The organism is Streptomyces sp. NPDC007929 (assembly GCF_042959065.1).
GTDB lineage: Bacteria > Actinomycetota > Actinomycetes > Streptomycetales > Streptomycetaceae > Streptomyces.
In genome coordinates this window covers 235,403-253,185 of record NZ_JBIBKD010000006.1, presented here as the reverse complement: position 1 = coordinate 253,185, position 17,783 = coordinate 235,403, and the positions used below count along the sequence as shown (strand labels likewise).

Annotated in this window: 13 protein-coding genes; 1 reads left to right on the top strand and 12 read right to left on the bottom strand. The window is 73.4% G+C overall.

From position 1 onward, the window contains the following. Positions 1-2: 2 nt before the first annotated feature. From ACFZDE_RS21930 to ACFZDE_RS21875, 12 genes are all read right to left on the bottom strand, one after another. Positions 3-614: a TetR family transcriptional regulator gene (locus tag ACFZDE_RS21930; RefSeq protein ID WP_391000872.1), complete on the bottom strand. Its 612-nt coding sequence runs from the start codon at positions 612-614 to the stop codon at positions 3-5. Beyond that, positions 602-1,336: an enoyl-CoA hydratase family protein gene (locus ACFZDE_RS21925; RefSeq protein WP_391201914.1), complete on the bottom strand. Its 735-nt coding sequence runs from the start codon at positions 1,334-1,336 to the stop codon at positions 602-604. Before ACFZDE_RS21925 ends, ACFZDE_RS21930 begins: the two co-directional genes overlap by 13 nt. Then, positions 1,333-2,901, bottom strand: coding sequence for an AMP-binding protein (locus ACFZDE_RS21920; protein ID WP_391201912.1), 1,569 nt, complete (start codon positions 2,899-2,901; stop codon positions 1,333-1,335). Before ACFZDE_RS21920 ends, ACFZDE_RS21925 begins: the two co-directional genes overlap by 4 nt. 40 nt (positions 2,902-2,941) lie before the next feature. Further along, complete coding sequence (locus ACFZDE_RS21915; RefSeq protein WP_391201909.1) at positions 2,942-4,078, bottom strand: acyl-CoA dehydrogenase family protein; 1,137 nt, start codon at positions 4,076-4,078, stop codon at positions 2,942-2,944. A gap of 44 nt (positions 4,079-4,122) precedes the next feature. Next, entirely contained in the window at positions 4,123-5,964 is a 1,842-nt protein-coding gene (locus tag ACFZDE_RS21910) for a biotin carboxylase N-terminal domain-containing protein (protein WP_391201906.1), read from the bottom strand. Between the two features lie 5 nt (positions 5,965-5,969). Beyond that, positions 5,970-7,568: a carboxyl transferase domain-containing protein gene (locus tag ACFZDE_RS21905; RefSeq protein WP_391201903.1), complete on the bottom strand. Its 1,599-nt coding sequence runs from the start codon at positions 7,566-7,568 to the stop codon at positions 5,970-5,972. Beyond that, positions 7,565-9,250 (bottom strand): acyclic terpene utilization AtuA family protein, encoded by a 1,686-nt coding sequence (locus ACFZDE_RS21900; protein ID WP_391201900.1) that lies wholly within the window; start codon positions 9,248-9,250, stop codon positions 7,565-7,567. Before ACFZDE_RS21900 ends, ACFZDE_RS21905 begins: the two co-directional genes overlap by 4 nt. A 31-nt stretch (positions 9,251-9,281) precedes the next feature. Further along, positions 9,282-10,076, bottom strand: a complete 795-nt coding sequence (locus tag ACFZDE_RS21895; protein WP_391201897.1) for a TIGR03084 family metal-binding protein — start codon at positions 10,074-10,076, stop codon at positions 9,282-9,284. Positions 10,077-10,273: 197 nt separating this feature from the next. After that, entirely contained in the window at positions 10,274-10,876 is a 603-nt protein-coding gene (locus ACFZDE_RS21890; RefSeq protein ID WP_391201894.1) for a DUF664 domain-containing protein, read from the bottom strand. A gap of 142 nt (positions 10,877-11,018) precedes the next feature. Beyond that, a complete protein-coding gene (locus tag ACFZDE_RS21885) occupies positions 11,019-11,984 on the bottom strand; it encodes an EamA family transporter (RefSeq protein ID WP_391201891.1) in 966 nt (321 codons plus the stop codon). Between the two features lie 161 nt (positions 11,985-12,145). Beyond that, positions 12,146-13,282 (bottom strand): peptidoglycan bridge formation glycyltransferase FemA/FemB family protein, encoded by a 1,137-nt coding sequence (locus tag ACFZDE_RS21880; protein WP_391000841.1) that lies wholly within the window; start codon positions 13,280-13,282, stop codon positions 12,146-12,148. A 157-nt stretch (positions 13,283-13,439) separates the two neighbouring features. After that, positions 13,440-16,568: an FAD-linked oxidase C-terminal domain-containing protein gene (locus ACFZDE_RS21875; protein WP_391201889.1), complete on the bottom strand. Its 3,129-nt coding sequence runs from the start codon at positions 16,566-16,568 to the stop codon at positions 13,440-13,442. Positions 16,569-16,642: 74 nt separating this feature from the next. Between ACFZDE_RS21875 and serC the strand changes: the two genes are divergently transcribed. Further along, positions 16,643-17,761, top strand: a complete 1,119-nt coding sequence (gene serC / locus ACFZDE_RS21870; protein WP_391201886.1) for a phosphoserine transaminase — start codon at positions 16,643-16,645, stop codon at positions 17,759-17,761. The last annotated feature ends 22 nt before the right edge of the window (positions 17,762-17,783 follow it).

The following is a 17,783-nucleotide window of genomic DNA, read 5'->3' as shown; positions in this document are numbered from 1 at the left end:
TCTCAGCGCAGCGTCTCCTCCAGCAGTCCCGCCCACTGCGCGACCACCCGTTCCCGGCGGGCCGCGTCGTCCGTGAGGAGGTTGGCCAGGCCCAGGCCGCGGGCCATGTCCAGCAGGCCCTGGACGGTTTCACGGACGCCGGGGACGGTCTCGTCGGCGGACAGCAGGTCGACGGCGATGCGGTGGGTCTCACGGCCGACGCGCGATTCGAGTTCGGTGACGCGGGGCCGCAGCTGCTCCTCGTTGGAGGCGGCGACCCAGAGGTGGAGGGCGGCGCGGAACAGCGGCCCGGTGTAGAGGTCGACCAGGGCGGCGACGACGGCGTGGCGGTCTCCGGCCGCGCCGTCGGGGAACAGGTCGCGCAGGGCCGTGGAGCGTTCCTCGGCGACGTACTCGACGGCCGCCGTGAAGAGGTCCTCGCGGGTCGGGAAGTGGTGCTGGGCGGCGCCGCGGGAGACGCCCGCGCGTTCGGCGACCACGGAGACGGTGGAGCCCGCCCAGCCGTGTTCGGCGAGGCAGGACACCGCGGCTTCGAGGAGCCGCTGCCGGGTGGCCCGGCTGCGGTCCTGCTTGGGGACTCTCTCCGCACGGTCGGCCGTGCTCACACCACCCATGCCGGATCCCGTCGTTCGAGGAAGGCCGTCATCCCCTCCCTGGCCTGCGGGGAGGCGAACAGCCGGGCCGAGAGCGCGGTCAGGTCGGCGGCGTCCCGGTCGAAGGCTTCCAGCACCCTAGCCGTGAGCAGCCGTTTCGTCTCGGCCAGGGCCTCGGGGGCGGAGCGGCGCAGACCGTCGAGGATGGGGTCGAGGACCCGGTCGACATCGCTGTCACAGGCCGTGAGCAGGCCCGTGGCCACCGCCTCCGCCGCGTCGAAGCGTTCGCCGGTGAGGTAGTGGCGGGCCAGGGCGCGCGGGTTGGTGCGGGGCAGCAACGGCAGGGAGATGACCGCGGGGGCGACACCGATGCGCACTTCCGTGAAGGCGAAGGTGGCGTCCGTGGCGGCGGCCGCGATGTCGCAGGCGGCCAGCAGGCCCAGGCCGCCCGCGCGGACGTGCCCGGTGACCCGGGCGAGCACCGGCTTGGGCAGGGCGATGATCTGCCGCAGCAGGGCGACCAGCGCCTCGGGCGGCGGCGGGTCCTTGAGGTCGGCGCCCGCGCTGAACGTGTTGCCGGTGTGGGTCAGGACGACCGCGCGGACGCCGGAGTCCTTCCCCGCGCCGGTGAGCGCGTCGGCCAGTTCGCCGACGAGGGCCGCCGACAGGGCGTTGCGGTTGTGCGGCGCGTCGAGGGTCAGGGTCTGAACGGCACGCGCGCGGGTACGGGCGATCAGTGTCATGCGCTCTCCCTGAGCTGTCGGCGGAGGATCTTGCCGGAGGCCGCGCGGGGGACGCCGACGATGAAGGTGACGCGGCGGATCCGTTTGTAGGGGGCCACGCGCTCGGCGACGTACATCATGATCTCCGCCTCGGTGAGGTCCGCGGCGGACGGCTGGCGGACGACGTAGGCGTGCGGGATCTCGTTGCCGTCGGCGTCGTACCTGCCGATGACGGCGGCGTCGGCGATGCCGGGGTGGGTCAGCAGCAGGGCCTCCAGCTCGGCGGGGGCCACCTGGAAGCCCTTGTACTTGATGAGTTCCTTGACCCGGTCGACGACGAACAGCCACCCGTCGCCGTCGACATGGCCGACGTCGCCGGTGTGCAGCCAGCCGTCGGGGTCGATCATCGCGGTGGTGGCGTCGGGGCGGCCGAGGTAGCCCTTCATGATCTGGGGACCGCGGATGAGGATCTCGCCGGATTCACCGGGCGGGAGGTCCTTGCCGGGGTCGTCGAGGGAGACGACGCGCATCTCGGTGCCGGCGATGAGCTTGCCGACGGTGCCGGGCGGGGCGTCGTCCATGGCGTCCAGGGGGACGACGTGGGTGCCGGGCGAGAGTTCGGTCATGCCGTAGGCCTGGCCGACGGGCGGCAGGCCGAGCCGCCGGGAGCAGGCGGCGGCGAGGCGGGCGTCCAGGGGTGCGGCGGCGCTGATGATGTACCGCAGGGACGACAGGTCGTACTGGGCGACGGCCGGGTGCTTGGCGAGGGCCAGGACGATCGGCGGGGCCACGTACAGCGCCGTGATGCGGTGGTTCTGGACGGCCGCGAGGAACTGCTCCAGGTCGAAGCGGGGCAGGACGACGACGGTGGCGCCCTGCCGCAGGGGCGCGTTCATCAGGGCGGTGAGGCCGTAGATGTGGAAGAACGGCAGGACCGCCAGGACCCGTTCTCCCGGGCCCGCGGGGACCGCCGGGTGGAGCTGGGCGAGGTTGGTGGCGATCTGCCGGTGCGTGAGCATCACGCCCTTGGGGGTGCCGGTGGTCCCGGAGGAGTACGGCAGGGCCGCGACGTCCTCGGCCGGGTCGATGGCGATCCGCGGCTCGGGGGCGGTGGAGGCCAGCATGTCGATCAGGGAGCGGTGGCCGCTCGCGCTGTCGCAGACGAATATCTCCCGTATGCCGCCCGCGAGTTCGGCGGCCCGGCGGGCGGTGTCCAGCAGCGGTGAGACGGTGACGATCCAGCGTGCCGCGCAGTCCCGCAGTTGCTTGGCGAACTCCTCGGCGGTGGCCAGCGGGTGCACGGTGGTGACGGTGGCACCCGCGCGCGTGGCGGCGTAGAAGGCGGTCGGGAAGGCGACGGTGTTGGGGCTGTGCAGGGCCAGGACGTCGCCCTTGCGGACTCCGGCCTCGGCGAGGGCGGCGGCGACGCGCCGGTGGAAGCGGTCCACCTGCTCGTACGAGAGGGTGGTGCCGTCGGTGCCGTCGATCAGCGCCGGGGTGTCGCCGAACTCGGCGGCCCGGGCCAGGACCGCGTCGTGGATGGGCAGGTCGACGGGCGGGACGTCTGCGTACTCGCTGCGGAACATGGGCGGGTTCCTCCTCGCGGCGCGGGCCGTCTCAGGGTCCTCAGTACGACTTGGGCAGGCCCAGGGTCTGGTGGGAGACGTAGTTGAGAATCATCTCCCGGCTCACCGGGGCAATACGAGCCACGCGCGCGGCCGTTATCAGCCGGGCCAGGCCGTACTCACGGGTGAGGCCGTTGCCGCCGAGGGTGTGCACGGCCTGGTCGACGGCCTTCACACAGGCCTCCCCGGCCGCGTACTTGGCCATGTTGGCGGCCTCCCCGGCGGCCATGTCGTCGCCCGCGTCGTAGAGGGCGGCGGCCTTCTGCGTCATCAGGCGGGCGAGTTCGAGGTCGATGTGCGCCTGGGCCAGGGGGTGGGCGATGGCCTGGTGGGCGCCGATGGGGGTGTTCCAGACGGTGCGGTCGCGGGCGTACTCGATGGCCTTGGCGAGGGCGTAGCGGCCCATGCCGATCGCGAAGGCGGCGGTCATGACGCGCTCGGGGTTGAGGCCGGCGAAGAGCTGGAGCAGGCCCGCGTCCTCGTCCCCGACCAGAGCGTCGGCCGGCAGCCGTACGTCGTCCAGGACCAGTTCGAACTGCTTCTCCACGGCGTTCAGTTCCATGTCGATGGCGCGGCGGGTGAAGCCGGGGGTGTCGCGCGGGACGATGAACAGGCAGGGCTTGAGGCGGCCGGTGCGGGCGTCCTCGGTGCGGCCGACGATGAGGGTCGCGTCGGCGATGTCCACGCCGGAGACGAAGACCTTGCGGCCGGTGAGGAGCCAGTCGCCGCTGTCCGGGTCGCGGCGGGCCGTGGTGGTGATGCGGTGGGAGTTGGAGCCTGCGTCGGGCTCGGTGATCCCGAACGCCATGAGGCGGGTGCCGTCCGCCAGGGCGGGGAGCCACTGCTGCTTCTGGGCGTCCGTGCCGAAGCGGGCGATCACCGTGCCGCAGATGGCCGGGGAGACGATCATCATCAGCAGGGGGTTGCCCGCGGCGCCGAGTTCCTCCAGGACGAGGGAGAGTTCGGAGATGCCGGCGCCTCCACCGCCGTATGCCTCCGGCAGGTTGACGCCGATGTAGCCGAGCTTGGCGGCTTCCTGCCAGAGTTGGGTGTTGTCGGTGTCCTGGCCGTGGCGTTTGCCGAAGGCGGAGACGGCTTCTCGTAGGGCTTTGTGGTCTTGGGTCTCGATCGCGGTCATGTGACTCCTTCGTCGTGGCTGAGCGCGCAGTTCCCCGCGCCCCTTCAGGTCTGCTGCACAACCGCCAGCAACATGCCCGGCTCCACCTGTTGTCCGGGTACGGCGTGCAGCTCGGTCAGCCTTCCCGTCACCGGGGCCGTGATCTTGTGCTGCATCTTCATCGCCTCCAGCCAGAGGAGGGGTTCGCCTGCCTTGACCGGTGTTCCTGCCGTGAGGCCGTCGGCGACGCGGACGACGACCCCTGGCATGGGCGCCAGGAGGGAGCCGGGGGCGTGTTGGGCGGTGGGGTCGGGGAAGCGGGGCAGGGCGGTCAGCGCGGTGGTGTTGACGTGGACCCGGTCGCCGTAGCGGGAGACCTCGTACCTGCGCCGTACCCCGTCCACTTCGAGTACGACCAGGCCCGCGTCGGCGTGCACCACCCGCGCCCCGGCCGCCTCCAGGCCCCCGCGGCCGTGCCGGTACCGGACCTCGTGCTCCTCGCCCGCCATCAGGTACCGCTTGGTCTGCGGCTGGGAGGGGACGTTGCGCCAGCCGCCGAAGCGGGAGCGGCCGTGGGCGTCGGCGAGGGCGGCGGCCAGGGGGGCGTGCGGGTCGGGAGCGGGCTCGGTCAGGTCCGGCAGGTGGCGGTCGTAGAAGCCGGTGTCCATGCGGGCCGCGGTGAACTCGGGGTGGCGCAGGGAGCGGACCAGGAGGTCGCGGTTGGTGACGGGGCCGTGGATCACCGCGCGGTCCAGGGCGGCGGCCAGCTTGCGGATCGCCTCGGCGCGGGTGGGGGCGTGGGCGACGACCTTGGCGAGCATGGGGTCGTAGTGGACGCCGATGTCGTCGCCGTCGGTGTAACCGGTGTCCAGGCGTACGGCGCCCGGGACGGTGAGGCGGTGCAGTCGGCCGGTCTGCGGAGCCCAGTCCCTGGCCGGGTCCTCGGCGTAGAGGCGGGCCTCGACGGCGTGGCCCCGCGCGCACGGGGGTGCGTCCGCGAGAGCCTGGCCCTCGGCGACGCGGAGCTGCTCGGCGACGAGATCGACCCCGAACACCGCCTCCGTCACGGGGTGTTCGACCTGGAGGCGGGTGTTCATCTCCAGGAAGTGCGCCCTCTCGCCCGCGACGAGGAACTCCACGGTTCCGGCGCCGACGTACCCCACCGCCCGGGCGGCCCGTACGGCGAGGGCGCGGACCTCCTCGTCGAGCGCTGCGGACAGTCCGGGCGCCGGGGCCTCCTCGATCACCTTCTGGTGACGGCGCTGGAGGGAGCAGTCGCGGGTGCCGAGTGCCCACACGGTGCCGTGGGTGTCGGCGAGCACCTGCACCTCGACGTGCCGGCCGCCCTCCACATACGGCTCGACGAACACCTCGCCGTCGCCGAAGGCGCTCGCGGCCTCGGCCCGGGCGGCGGCCAACTCGGTGTCCAGGTCGGCCAGATGCCGCACGACGCGCATGCCGCGGCCGCCGCCGCCCGCCGCCGCCTTCACCAGCACCGGCAGATCGGCCTCGGTGACCTCGCGCAGGGGCTCGATGCCGAGCAGTTCCTTGGCGCGGGTCTTGGACGCCATCGCCTCGATCGCCTCCGGGGGCGGCCCGATCCACACCAGACCGGCGTCCTGGACCGCCCGCGCGAAGCCGGCGTTCTCGGAGAGGAAGCCGTATCCGGGGTGCACCGCGTCCGCGCCGGCGGCGAGGGCGGCCTGCACGATCAGGTCGCCGCGCAGATAGGTGTCGGCGGGCGCCGACCCCGGCAGCCGTACGGCGGTGTCGGCCACGCGCGTGTGGAGGGCGCCTCCGTCGGCGTCCGAGTGCACGGCGACCGTCCGGATCCCCGCCTCCCGGCAGGTGCGGACGACACGGCAGGCGATCTCGCCCCGGTTCGCGACCAGTACTGAAGTGATCATGTGCCTCACATCCGGAAGACGCCGAAGCCGCCGCGGGCGCCCTCGTAGGGGGCGGTGTGGATCGCGGACAGGCACAGGCCGAGGACGGTGCGGGTGTCGCGCGGGTCGATGACGCCGTCGTCGTAGAGCCGCCCGGACAGGAACATCGGCAGCGACTCGGACTCGATCTGCTGCTCGACCATGGCGCGCAGCGCGGCGTCGGCCTCGTCGTCGTAGGGCTGCCCCTTGGCGGCGGCCGACTGGCGGGCGACGATCGACAGCACGCCGGCGAGCTGCTGCGGCCCCATGACGGCGGACTTGGCGCCGGGCCAGGCGAAGAGGAAGCGGGGGTCGTAGGCGCGGCCGCACATGCCGTAGTGACCGGCGCCGTAGGAGGCGCCCATCAGGACGGAGAGGTGGGGCACGCGGCTGTTGCTGACCGCGTTGATCATCATCGCGCCGTGTTTGATGATGCCGCCCTGCTCGTACTCCCGGCCGACCATGTAGCCGGTGGTGTTGTGCAGGAAGAGCAGGGGGATGTCGCGCTGGTTGGCGAGCTGGATGAACTGGGCGGCCTTCTGCGACTCCGCGCTGAACAGCACGCCCTGGGCGTTGGCGAGGATGCCGACCGGGTAGCCGTGCAGGGCGGCCCAGCCGGTGGTCAGGCTCGTGCCGTACAGCGGCTTGAACTCGTCGAAGTCGGAGGCGTCGACGATCCGGGCGATGACCTCGCGCGGGTCGAAGGGGCTCTTGAGGTCGCCGGGGACGACGCCCAGCAGCTCCTCCGGGTCGTACGTGGGCGGCTCGGCGGGCCCCGGATCCTCGTACGCCTTGCGGTGGTTGAGGCGGGCGACCACGCGGCGGGCCTGCCGGAGCGCGTCCGGCTCGTCGACGGCGAAGTAGTCCGCGAGGCCGGACACGCGCGCGTGCATCTCGGCGCCGCCCAGGGACTCGTCGTCGCTCTCCTCGCCGGTGGCCATCTTCACCAGCGGCGGGCCGCCGAGGAACACCTTCGCCCGCTCCTTGACCATGATCACGTGGTCGGACATGCCGGGGACGTAGGCGCCGCCCGCGGTGGAGTTGCCGAAGACGACCGCGACGGTCGGGATCCCGGCGGCGGACAGCCGGGTGAGGTCGCGGAAGATGGCGCCGCCGGGGATGAAGATCTCCTTCTGCGACGGCAGATCGGCTCCTCCGGACTCCACCAGGCTGATGCAGGGCAGCCGGTTGGCGAGGGCGATGTCGTTGGCGCGCAGGGCCTTCTTAAGCGACCAGGGGTTGCTCGCTCCGCCGCGCACGGTCGGGTCGTTGGCGGTGATCAGGCACTCCACGCCCGCCACCACCCCGATCCCGGTGACGAGGGACGCGCCGACGGTGTAGTCGCTGCCCCAGGCGGCCAGCGGGGACAGCTCCAGGAACGGCGTGTCGGGGTCGAGGAGCAGCTCTATGCGCTCACGGGCGAGGAGCTTGCCGCGCCCCCGGTGCCGGGCGACGTACTTCTCTCCGCCACCCGCGAGGGCCTTGGCGTGCTCGGCGTCGAGCGCGGCGAGCTTGGCGAGCATCTCCTCGCGGTTGGCCCGGTACTCGGGCGCCGCGGGGTCGAGCGCGGAGGACAGGACGGTCACAGGAGGGCCTCCGGTATCTCCAGGTGGCGGGAGCGCAGCCATTCGCCGAGGGCCTTGGCCTGCGGATCGAAGCGGTGCTGGGCGGCGACACCGGCGCCGAGGATGCCCTCGACGACGAAGTTGAGGGCGCGCAGGTTCGGCAGTACGTGCAGTACGACGGTCAGTTCGCGGCTCTCGGGGATCAGCTCGCGGAACCGGTCGGCGGTCAGCTCGTGCGCGAGCCAGCGCCAGGCCTCGTCCGTGCGCGCCCACACCCCGACGTTGGCGTTTCCGCCCTTGTCCCCGCTGCGGGCGCCCGCGACCAGCCCGAGGGGGGCACGCCGGGTGGGCCCGGGCTCCGGCGGCTGCGGCAGCGGCGGCTGCGGTAGCGGCGGCTGCGGCACCGCGTCGAGTACGGCCGTGTCGTGGGCCGGCGGCACGGGGATGCGGCGCCCGTCATGGAGGACGGCCACATGGTCGACTTCCCTATGGGAGACGTACACCTCCTCGAAGACCCCATAGGGCGAGCCCTTTCCGGGTGGGGCCAGCACATGGAAGCCGGGGTAACTGGCCAGCGCCAGCTCCACGGCCGCCCCGCTCAGCACCCGCCCCACGGCTCCCTGGTCGGGGTCCCGTACGACGAGCCGCAGCAACGCGCTCGCCGTTTCCTCGGTCGGGGCGTCGGGGCGGTCGGTGCGGGCCAGCTCCCAGCGCACGTCGGCGACCTTGCCGAGGGCCGGTTCCAGCTGCTCCCGCACCAGGGCGGCCTTGGCCTCGATGTCGAGGCCGGTGAGCACGAAGACGACCTCGTTGCGGAAGCCGCCGAGCCGGTTGAGCCCGACCTTGAGCGTGGGCGGCGGTGCCTCCCCGCGCACGCCCTCGATCCGCACCCGGTCGGGCCCGTCCTGGTGCAGCCGTACGGTGTCCAGCCGGGCGGTGACGTCCGGCCCCGGGTACCGGGCCCCCGCCGTCTCGTACAGCAGCTGTGCGGTGACCGTGCCGACGTCGACGAAACCGCCGGTGCCGGGGTGCTTGGTGATGACGCAGCTGCCGTCCTCGTGCAGCTCGGCGAGGGGGAAGCCGGGGCGGCGGGCGTCGCCGTCCCGGAAGAAGGCGTAGTTTCCGCCGGTGGCCTGCGCCCCGCACTCCAGGACGTGCCCGGCGACCACGGCCCCCGCGAGCCGGTCGTGGTCCTGCGGTGTCCATCCGAAGTGGGCGGCGGCGGGCCCGGTGACCAGGGCCGCGTCCGTCACCCGCCCGGTGACGACGACGTCGGCGCCCGCCCGCAGGCACTCCGCGATGCCGAAGCCGCCGAGGTAGGCGTGCGCGGCGAGGGAGCCCGGATGCGCCGCGGTGAGGTCGTCGCCCGCCACCTGGGCGACGCGTACGGGGATGCCCAGCCGGTCAGCCAACTGCCTTACGGCGTCCGCGAGTCCGGCCGGGTTCAGCCCTCCGGCGTTGGTGACGATCCGGACGCCCCGCTCGTGCGCGAGTCCGAGGCACTCCTCCAACTGCCGCAGGAAGGTGCGGGCGTACCCGGCGGCGGGGTCCTTCAGCCGGTCCCGGCCGAGGATCAGCATGGTCAGTTCGGCGAGGTAGTCACCGGTGAGGACGTCGAGTTCGCCGCCGGTGAGCATCTCGCGCATGGCGTCGAAACGGTCGCCGTAGAAGCCGGAGGCGTTGCCGATGCGGAGGGTTGTCACGCGGCTGCCTCCCTGCCGCCGGGCTCGGGCATCACGAGGCGGACTCCTTCGGCGGCCGCCCGGCGCCCGGCGGCCCGGCGAAGGCCTGGGCGATGTCCAGCCAGCGGTCGGCGTCGAGGCCGTCGGCGCGCAGGGTGAGGTCGGCACGGTGGGCGCGCTGGGTGACCAGCAGGCAGAAGTCGAGGGCGGTCCCGGTGAGACGCTGCTCGGCGTCCTCGGGGCCGTAGGTCCACAGGTCGCCGGAGGGGGCACGCAGTTCGACCCGGAAGGGGTCGGCGGGCGGGGTGAGGCCGTGCACACCGAAGGCGAAGTCACGGGTCCGCACCCCGAGCCAGGCCACATGCCGCAGCCGGTCGGTGGGTGGGCTCACCACACCCAGGGCGTCGGCCACGTCCTGCCTGTGGGCCCAGGTCTCCATCAGACGGGCCGTCGCCATGGAGGGCGCTGACATGGGCGGGCCGTACCAGGGGAAGCGCGCCCCGGGCCGGGCGGCCCGCAGGGCCTCCTCCAGTGCCGCGCGACCGTCGCGCCACCGGGCGAGCAACTCGCCGGGCGGGAGACGCGCGCCCTCCTCGGCACCCTCGTCGACGAAGGAGCCGGGCGCGGCGAGGGCCTTCTCGACCAGGGCGTGGAAACCGTCGGGGTCCGTGACGGCGAGCAGGGCCGAGTGGTCCGTCCAGGCGAGATGGGCGATCTGATGGGCCACGGACCAGCCGGGCGCGGGGGTCGCGAGCGACCAGCGCCGCGGGGGCAACCCGGCCACGAGGCGGTCGAGTTCCTCGCTCTCCTCACGCAGGTCGTCGATCACGGACGTCGGATCGGACACGGGGCGCTCCCCTCGGGGCACAGCGGTGTACGGGGCACGACGGTATGCCGGGTGGTGCGGGTGCGGGGTGGTGCGGCGTGCGGGGTGGTGCGGCGTGCTGAGGAGCATGGCAGCGAGGATGGAAACAATCAAGCGTGCTTGCATGAAAATGTGGCAGTGGCCGGGCGCGTGCCCTACCAACCGGTCTTGGGCCGCGCTCAGGCCGTTTCGTCCGCTTCCCTCGCCGCCTCCTCCAGTCGCTGCCGATGGGCCTCCCACATGGCCCGGTCGCCCGGGGGCATGCTGTCCTTGCCCTGCGTCAGGCCCACCGACCCGTCGATGAGTTCGCGCACGATGTCGGCGTGGCCCGCGTGCCGGCTGGTGTCGGCGATCACGCGCACCAGGAGGTGGTGCAGCGTCGTCTCCCGGCGCTCCTCGGGCCACCAGGGCACACGACCGGTCGCGTCCAGCGGCAGCGCGGCGATCGTGGCGTTCGCGTGCTCCCACGCCCGTCGGTAGAGCCCGGCGATGTCCTCACGCGACTCGTCGGGGGTGGCCCACATGTCGGCGTTGGCTTCGGCGTCCTGCGTCCACCACCAGGACGGTGGGTTCTCGTCGAAGTACGGCCGGCCGAAGGTGTCGCCGAAGTATCCGAGTTCCACCCCCGCGGCGTGTTTGACCAGCCCCAGCAGATTGGTGCCGGTCGGTGTCAGGGGGCGGCGGATGTCGTACTCGGAGAGTCCGTCGAGCTTCCACAGCAGGGCGTCACGAGCGTCCTGGAGGTAGCGGAGGAGGTCGGCCTTGGGGTCCGATGCGGTCATGCCGGCAGTCTGGCACCCGGCACTGACAGCGGGGCCGGGCCGACCAGGGGCCGCCGCGCCCCTGGGGGGGCGATCCCTCGCGAGGGGCCGGGCCGGCCAGGGGCCGCCGCGCCCCTGGGGGGGCGATCCCTCGCGGGGCTGATCAGCCCTCCAAGCCCGTGCTCTCCAGCGCCGCCCGCTTCTTGCGACCGCGGCCCACCTGGGTGCGCACCGCGCCCATGCTCGCCGCGACGACGAGGGCGATCGCGGCGGCCTCGGCGGCGCTGAGGGCCTGGTCGAGGATGAGGAAGCCGGCCGTCGCGGCGATGGCCGGTTCGAGGCTCATCAGGATCGCGAAGGTGGAGGCGGGCAGGCGGCGCAGGGCGAGGAGTTCGAGGGTGTAGGGCAGTACGGAGGAGAGCAGGGCGACCGCCGCGCCCAGGCCCAGCGTCACCGGGTCGAGCAGCTTCGCCCCCGACTCGGCGATGCCCAGGGGCAGGAACAGCACCGCTCCCACCGCCATGGCCAGGGCCAGCCCGTCCGCCTGCGGGAAGCGGCGGCCGGTGCGGGCGCTGAAGACTATGTAGGCCGCCCACATGGCGCCCGCACCCAGGGCGAAGGCCGCCCCTGTGGGGTCGAGCCCGGTGATACCTCCCCCGCCGAGGAGGAACACACCGGCGAGGGCGAGAGCCGCCCAGACGACGTTGATCGCGCGGCGGGAGGCGAAGACCGAGAGGGCGAGCGGGCCGAGCACCTCCAGCGTGACCGCCGGGCCCAGCGGGATGCGCGCGACGGCCTGGTAGAAGAGGCCGTTCATCGCGGCCATGGTGATGCCGAAGACCACGACCGTGCCCCAGTCGGTGCGCGAGTGGCCGCGCAGCCGCGGGCGGCAGACCAGGAGCAGCACGACGGCGGCTACCAGCAGGCGCAGGGCCACTACCCCGAGGGCACCCGCCCTGGGCATCAGCGTCACGGCCAGGGCGCCGCCGAACTGCACGGAGATCCCGCCCGCCAGCACCAGGCCCACGGGCCCGAGGGAGCCGAGCCGCCCCGGGCCGGCGGCCGGCGCGGTGGCGTCGGCGGACGCGGGCGAGGACGAGGGCGAGGTGGCGGTCTCCGGCGTGGTCACGGGCGGTCCTGTGCTCGGGAATCGGTGTCAGGGGTGCTGGACGTGTGCGGTGCGTACACCGGAATACACGCTACGTACAGTCCGGTGCACTGCACAGTCCAGGGTAATGGACTCCGTCAGGTGCGTGAACCCTTTTTACCTCTGTCTCGTGCTGTGAGACGTCAGCGGCGGGCGAGGTACAGGTTCAGCGCCTTGTACAGCAGCCGGTTGAGCGGGTAGTCCCACTCGCCGAGGTACTCCACGGCCTCGCCACCGGTGCCCACCTTGAAGCGGAGCAGGCCCAGCAGGTGGCTGGACTCCTCCAGGGTGTCGGTGATGCCGCGCAGGTCGTAGACGGCGGCGCCGAGTTCGTGCGCGTCGGTCATCATGCGCCACTGCACGGCGCTGCTCGGCTGGACCTCACGGCGGCGGGCGGTGGAGGCGCCGTAGGAGTACCAGACGTGGTCGCCGACGGTCAGCATGGTGGCCGCGGCGAGCACCTCGCCGTCGTGGTAGGCGAGGTAGAGCCGCATCCGGTCGGGGTGTTCGGCGGTGAGCGCGCTCCACATGCGCTGGAAGTACGGCAGCGGGCGGGGGATGAAGCGGTCCCGTTCGGCGGTCTCGCTGTACAGCTCGTGGAAGGCCGGCAGGTCCTCCAGGTCGCCTCGGACGACCTTCACCCCGGCCTTCTCGGCCTTCTTGATGTTGCGGCGCCACTGCTGGTTCAGGCCGCCGTGGATCTCCTCCAGCGACCGGCCGGCGAACGGCACCTGGAAGACGTACCGGGGCTGGCCCGGGGCGAAACCGTCGTCGCCGGAGGCCTCGGCCTGCCGCCAGCCCATGCGGCGCAGATGGTCCGCGACCTGCCCGGCGCGCGGTTCGTACGACGTCGCCCGCACGTCGCGCAGCCGCCGGGCGGCCGGGTCCGCGATGGCCTCCTTGACCGCCTCGGCGCTCCAGCGGCGCACCACGACCGGCGGACCCATCCGCACCGCGAAGGCGCCGCGCCGCCTCAGGTGCGCGAGCATCGGCTCCAGCAGGCGGTCGAGGCCGGGTCCGTGCCAGTCGAGGAGCGGGCCCTCGGGCAGGTACGCGAGGTGGCGCGGCAGCCCGGGCACCCGCGGCCCCGGCAGCGGGCGCAGCAGCACGAGCCCCGCGCCGACGAGCTGTCCGGCGTCGTCGAACCAGCCGAGGCTCTCCGCCTCCCAGTCGGGCTTGACGTCGCCCCAGGAGGGGACCTGGGTGTGACTGGCGCGCCGGCGTGCCGTGACGAACGCGAGGTGCTCGTCACGGGTGATCGGCTGAACGCGGACGCTCATGCGGCGGCTCCTTCGAGCAGCGGCCCTCGGCGGGCGGTGACTGGTCTCGCGAGCCTAGGAGCGGCCGCGTCCCTCCCCCGGCTCAGACACTCGGGTCCGCCGACCCCGTGGCCCGAACGCCTCATCCGGAGGCCCGCCCGGCCCGTGGTCCGACGCCTCACCCCCCGTCGTGCCCGGGGTCCCCGTCCAGGGCCTCGGCCAGGACCTCCGCAAGGTGCCTGCCGCGCACGCCCGCCAGTTGCTCCAGCTGGGTGCGGCAGGAGTAGCCGTCCGCCAGGACCACCGTGCCGTCCGGGGCGTCCCGTACGGACGGCAGGAGCTGTTCCTCGGCGCAGGCGGTGGACACCTCGTAGTGGCCCTTCTCGAAGCCGAAGTTCCCGGCCAGGCCGCAGCAGCCGCCGCTCAGTTCGCCGGTGAGCCCGGCCGCTTCGCGCAGCCTGCGGTCGGCGGCGTCGCCGAGCATCGCGTGCTGGTGGCAGTGGGTCTGCCCGGCCACCGGACGGTCCACGCGCGGCGGCGTCCAGCCGGGTGCGTGGCGCTCCAGCGCCTCGGCGAAGGTGCGGACCTTGGCGGCGAGCCGGGCCGCACGGGGGTCGTCGTGCAGCAGCTCGGGGACGTCCGTGCGCAGGGCGGCGGCGCAGCTCGGCTCCAGGACGACGACCGGGGCGTCGGTCTCCAGGACCGGTTCCATCAGGTCCAGCGTGCGGCGCATGACGGCCCGGGCCCGGTCGAGCTGGCCCGTCGACACATACGTCAGCCCGCAGCAGACCCGGCCCCGGCCGCGCAGCAGGGACAGCGGATCGAGGGCGACGGTCCTGCCGTCCCCCACCGGCGGCTTCTCCAGCCGCAGCGTCGGCGGCAACGCCACCCGCAGCCCGGCCGCCTCCAGCACCCGCACGGCCGCCTGCCCGACGGCCGGCGAGAGATGCTCGGTGAAGGTGTCGGGCCACAGCACGACCAGGTCGCCCCGCGCGGTGGGGCCCTGGGCGCTGAGGTTCTCTGCGGCGGTCGGGCCCTGGGTGGCAGGGCCCTCTGCGGTCCGGCCCTGGGCGGTGAGCTTCTCCGCGATCGGGCCCTGGGCGCTGGGGCTCTCCGCGCTGGAGCCCTCTGCGGTGAGGCCCGCCCCGGTGGGGCTCTCCGCGGTAGGGCCCTCCCCGCTGGGGCTCTCCGCGCTGGGGCCCTCCCCGGTGGGGCCCTCCCCGCTGGAGCCCTCCGCAGAAGGGCCCGAAGCCCTGCGCCGCTCCCACCACCGGCTGAACGTCCGTGTCGCCACGCGCGGAATCTCCCGCTCGGGTGCGAGACCGCCCAGCCGTTTCGCCGCCCATGCCAGGGGCCGTATCCGGGACAGGGTGTTGACCAGCCATGCCGTATGCGTGCGGGACACTGCCCGGAGCCACACCGGCAGCCGGCCCATCACCACGTGCGCGGCGGGGCGGGGCCGCCCGGCGTAGTGCCGGTGCAGGAACTCCGCCTTGTACGTGGCCATGTCCACCCCGACCGGGCAGTCCGACCGGCAGCCCTTGCAGGACAGGCACAGGTCCAGCGCGTCCCGGACCTCCTCGGAGCGCCAGCCGTCCGTCACCACCTCACCGGCGAGCATCTCGTGCAGCAGCCGGGCACGACCCCGCGTGGAGTGCTCCTCCGCTCCCGTCACCCGGAAGGACGGGCACATGACGCCCGGGCCGGACACCGACGTCGTACGGCACTTGGCGACCCCCACGCAGCGTCGTACCGCCGCCGAGAAGTCGCCGCCGTCGGCGGGGTAGCCGAACGCCACGTCGACCGGCTCGCGGGGCAGGACGGAGAAGCGCAGGCCGCTGTCCAGGGGCGCGGGGCGGACCAGCATCCCGGGGTTGAGCAGGTCGTCCGGGTCCCATACGCCCTTGACCCGCTCGAAGAGGCCCACCATCTCCTGCCCGTACATCCTCGGCAGCAGTTCCGCCCGCGCCTGCCCGTCTCCGTGCTCCCCGGACAGCGACCCGCCGTGCGCCACCACCAGCTCCGCGAGCTCTTCCGAGAAGCGGCGGAAGCGGGCGACACCGGCCTCGGTGAGCAGGTCGAAGTCGATCCGGACGTGGATGCAGCCGTCCCCGAAGTGCCCGTACGGCGTGCCGCGCAGCCCGTGCGCCGCCATCAGCGCCCGGAAGTCCCGCAGATACGCCCCGAGCCGGGCGGGCGGCACCGCGCAGTCCTCCCAGCCGGGCCAGGCCTCGGTCCCGTCCGGCATACGTGTCGCCGTACCGCTCGCGTCCTCCCGGATCCGCCACAGCGCCCGCTGCCCGGCCGGGTCGGTGACCACGAGCGCGTCCAGGACGTCGGCGGCCCGCACGATCGTCTCCGCACGCGCGCGTGCCTCGCCCGCCGACTCCCCGCCGGTCTCGACGAACAGCCAGGCCCCGCCGCGCGGCAGCTCGGCCGGGGACGGCACCAGGTCCGCGGCCATGCCCTCCACCGTGAGCGGACCGAAGGGCAGCAGCCCGGCCGCCGCCTCGGCCGCCGCGCTCTCGTCGGCGTAGCCCAGCACGGCCAGCGCACGCGCGCGTGGCGCCTCGACCAGTCCCACGACCGCCTCCGTCAGCACCCCGAGCGTGCCCTCGGAGCCACAGAAGGAGCGGGCCACGTCGGCGCCGTTCTCCGGGAGCAGGGCGTCCAGTGCGTAGCCGGAGATGCGGCGCGGCAGCCGCGGGAAGCCGGTGCGCAGCCGGGCGAGTTCCCCCTCGGCGAGTTCGCGCAGCCCGTCCGGCGCCCCGGCCCAGTCCCGCCCCAGTCGCAGCCGCGCGCCCCGGGCGGTGACGACGTCCAGCTCCCGCACGCTGTCCGCGGTCGTGCCCCACGCCACCGAGTGCGAGCCGCACGAGTTGTTGCCGATCATGCCGCCGAGCGTGCACCGGCTGTGGGTGGACGGGTCCGGCCCGAAGCGCAGCCCGTGCGGGGCGGCGGCCTCCTGGAGCCGGTCCAGCACCAGCCCAGGCTGCACGACGGCCGTCCGCGCCCCGGAGTCCAGGGCGACCAGCCGGTTCATGTGCCGGGTGAAGTCCAGGACGACGCCGGTGCCGGTGGCCTGCCCGGCGATGGAGGTGCCCGCGCCGCGGGCGACGACGGGCACACCGTGCTCCCGGCAGACCGCCAGGACCGCGGCCACGTCGTCGGCGTCCACCGGGGCGACGACCCCGCGCGGCACCCGCCGGTAGTTGGACGCGTCCATGGTGACCAGGGCCCGGGAGGTGACATCGAACCCGACCTCGCCGCGGACGGCCCCACGAAGCTCCGCCTCAAGATTCGCCATGTCCCCACTCAACACCGTCTCACCCGACGGACGACGTTTCGCCCACGTTTCTGGAAACGGCTACGCTCCCCTCCGTGGCTGAGATCCAGATTCCCGCTGACATCAAGCCCGCCGACGGACGTTTCGGCGCGGGCCCCTCCAAGGTGCGGACGGAAGCGCTGGACGCGCTGGCCGCGACCGGCACCTCTCTCATGGGCACCTCCCACCGCCAGGCTCCGGTCAAGAACCTGGTCGGCCAGGTGCGCGAGGGCATCAGTGAGCTGTTCCAGCTCCCCGACGGCTACGAGGTGATCCTCGGCAACGGCGGCTCCACCGCGTTCTGGGACATCGCGACGCACGGCCTGATCGAGAACAAGTCGCAGCACCTGAACTTCGGCGAGTTCTCCTCGAAGTTCGCCAAGGCCGCCAAGCTGGCTCCCTGGCTGGCCGAGCCGGGCGTCATCGCCTCGGACCCGGGCACCCACCCCGAGCCGGTCGCCCAGGCGGGCGTGGACGTCTACGCGTTCACCCACAACGAGACCTCGACCGGTGTCGCCATGCCGATCAAGCGGGTGGCGGGCGCGGACTCCGGGTCCCTGGTCCTGGTCGACGCCACGTCGGGCGCCGGGGGCCTCCCGGTCGACATCTCCGAGACCGACGTCTACTACTTCGCCCCGCAGAAGTCCTTCGCCTCCGACGGCGGCCTGTGGATCGGCGTCTTCTCCCCGGCCGCGATCGAGCGCGCCGAGCGCGTCCACGCCTCGGGCCGGCACATCCCGGAGTTCTTCAGCCTCCCGACGGCGATCGACAACTCCCGCAAGAACCAGACGTACAACACCCCGGCCCTCGCCACGCTCTTCCTGCTGAACCAGCAGCTGGAGTGGATCAACGGCCAGGGCGGCCTCGACTGGTCGGTCCGGCGCACCGCGACCTCCGCCCGCACGCTGTACGGCTGGGCCGAGGACATCAAGTACGCCAACCCGTTCGTCACCGACCCGGCCAAGCGCTCGCAGGTCATCGGCACGATCGACTTCACGGACGAGGTCGACGCCGCCGCCGTCGCCAAGGTGCTGCGCGCCAACGGCATCGTCGACACCGAGCCCTACCGCAAGCTCGGCCGCAACCAGCTGCGCGTGGCGATGTTCCCGGCGATCGACCCGGCGGACATCGAGGCGCTCACGAAGTGCGTCGACTACGTGATCGAGAAGCTCTGACCTTCTCCCGTACGTGGCCGAG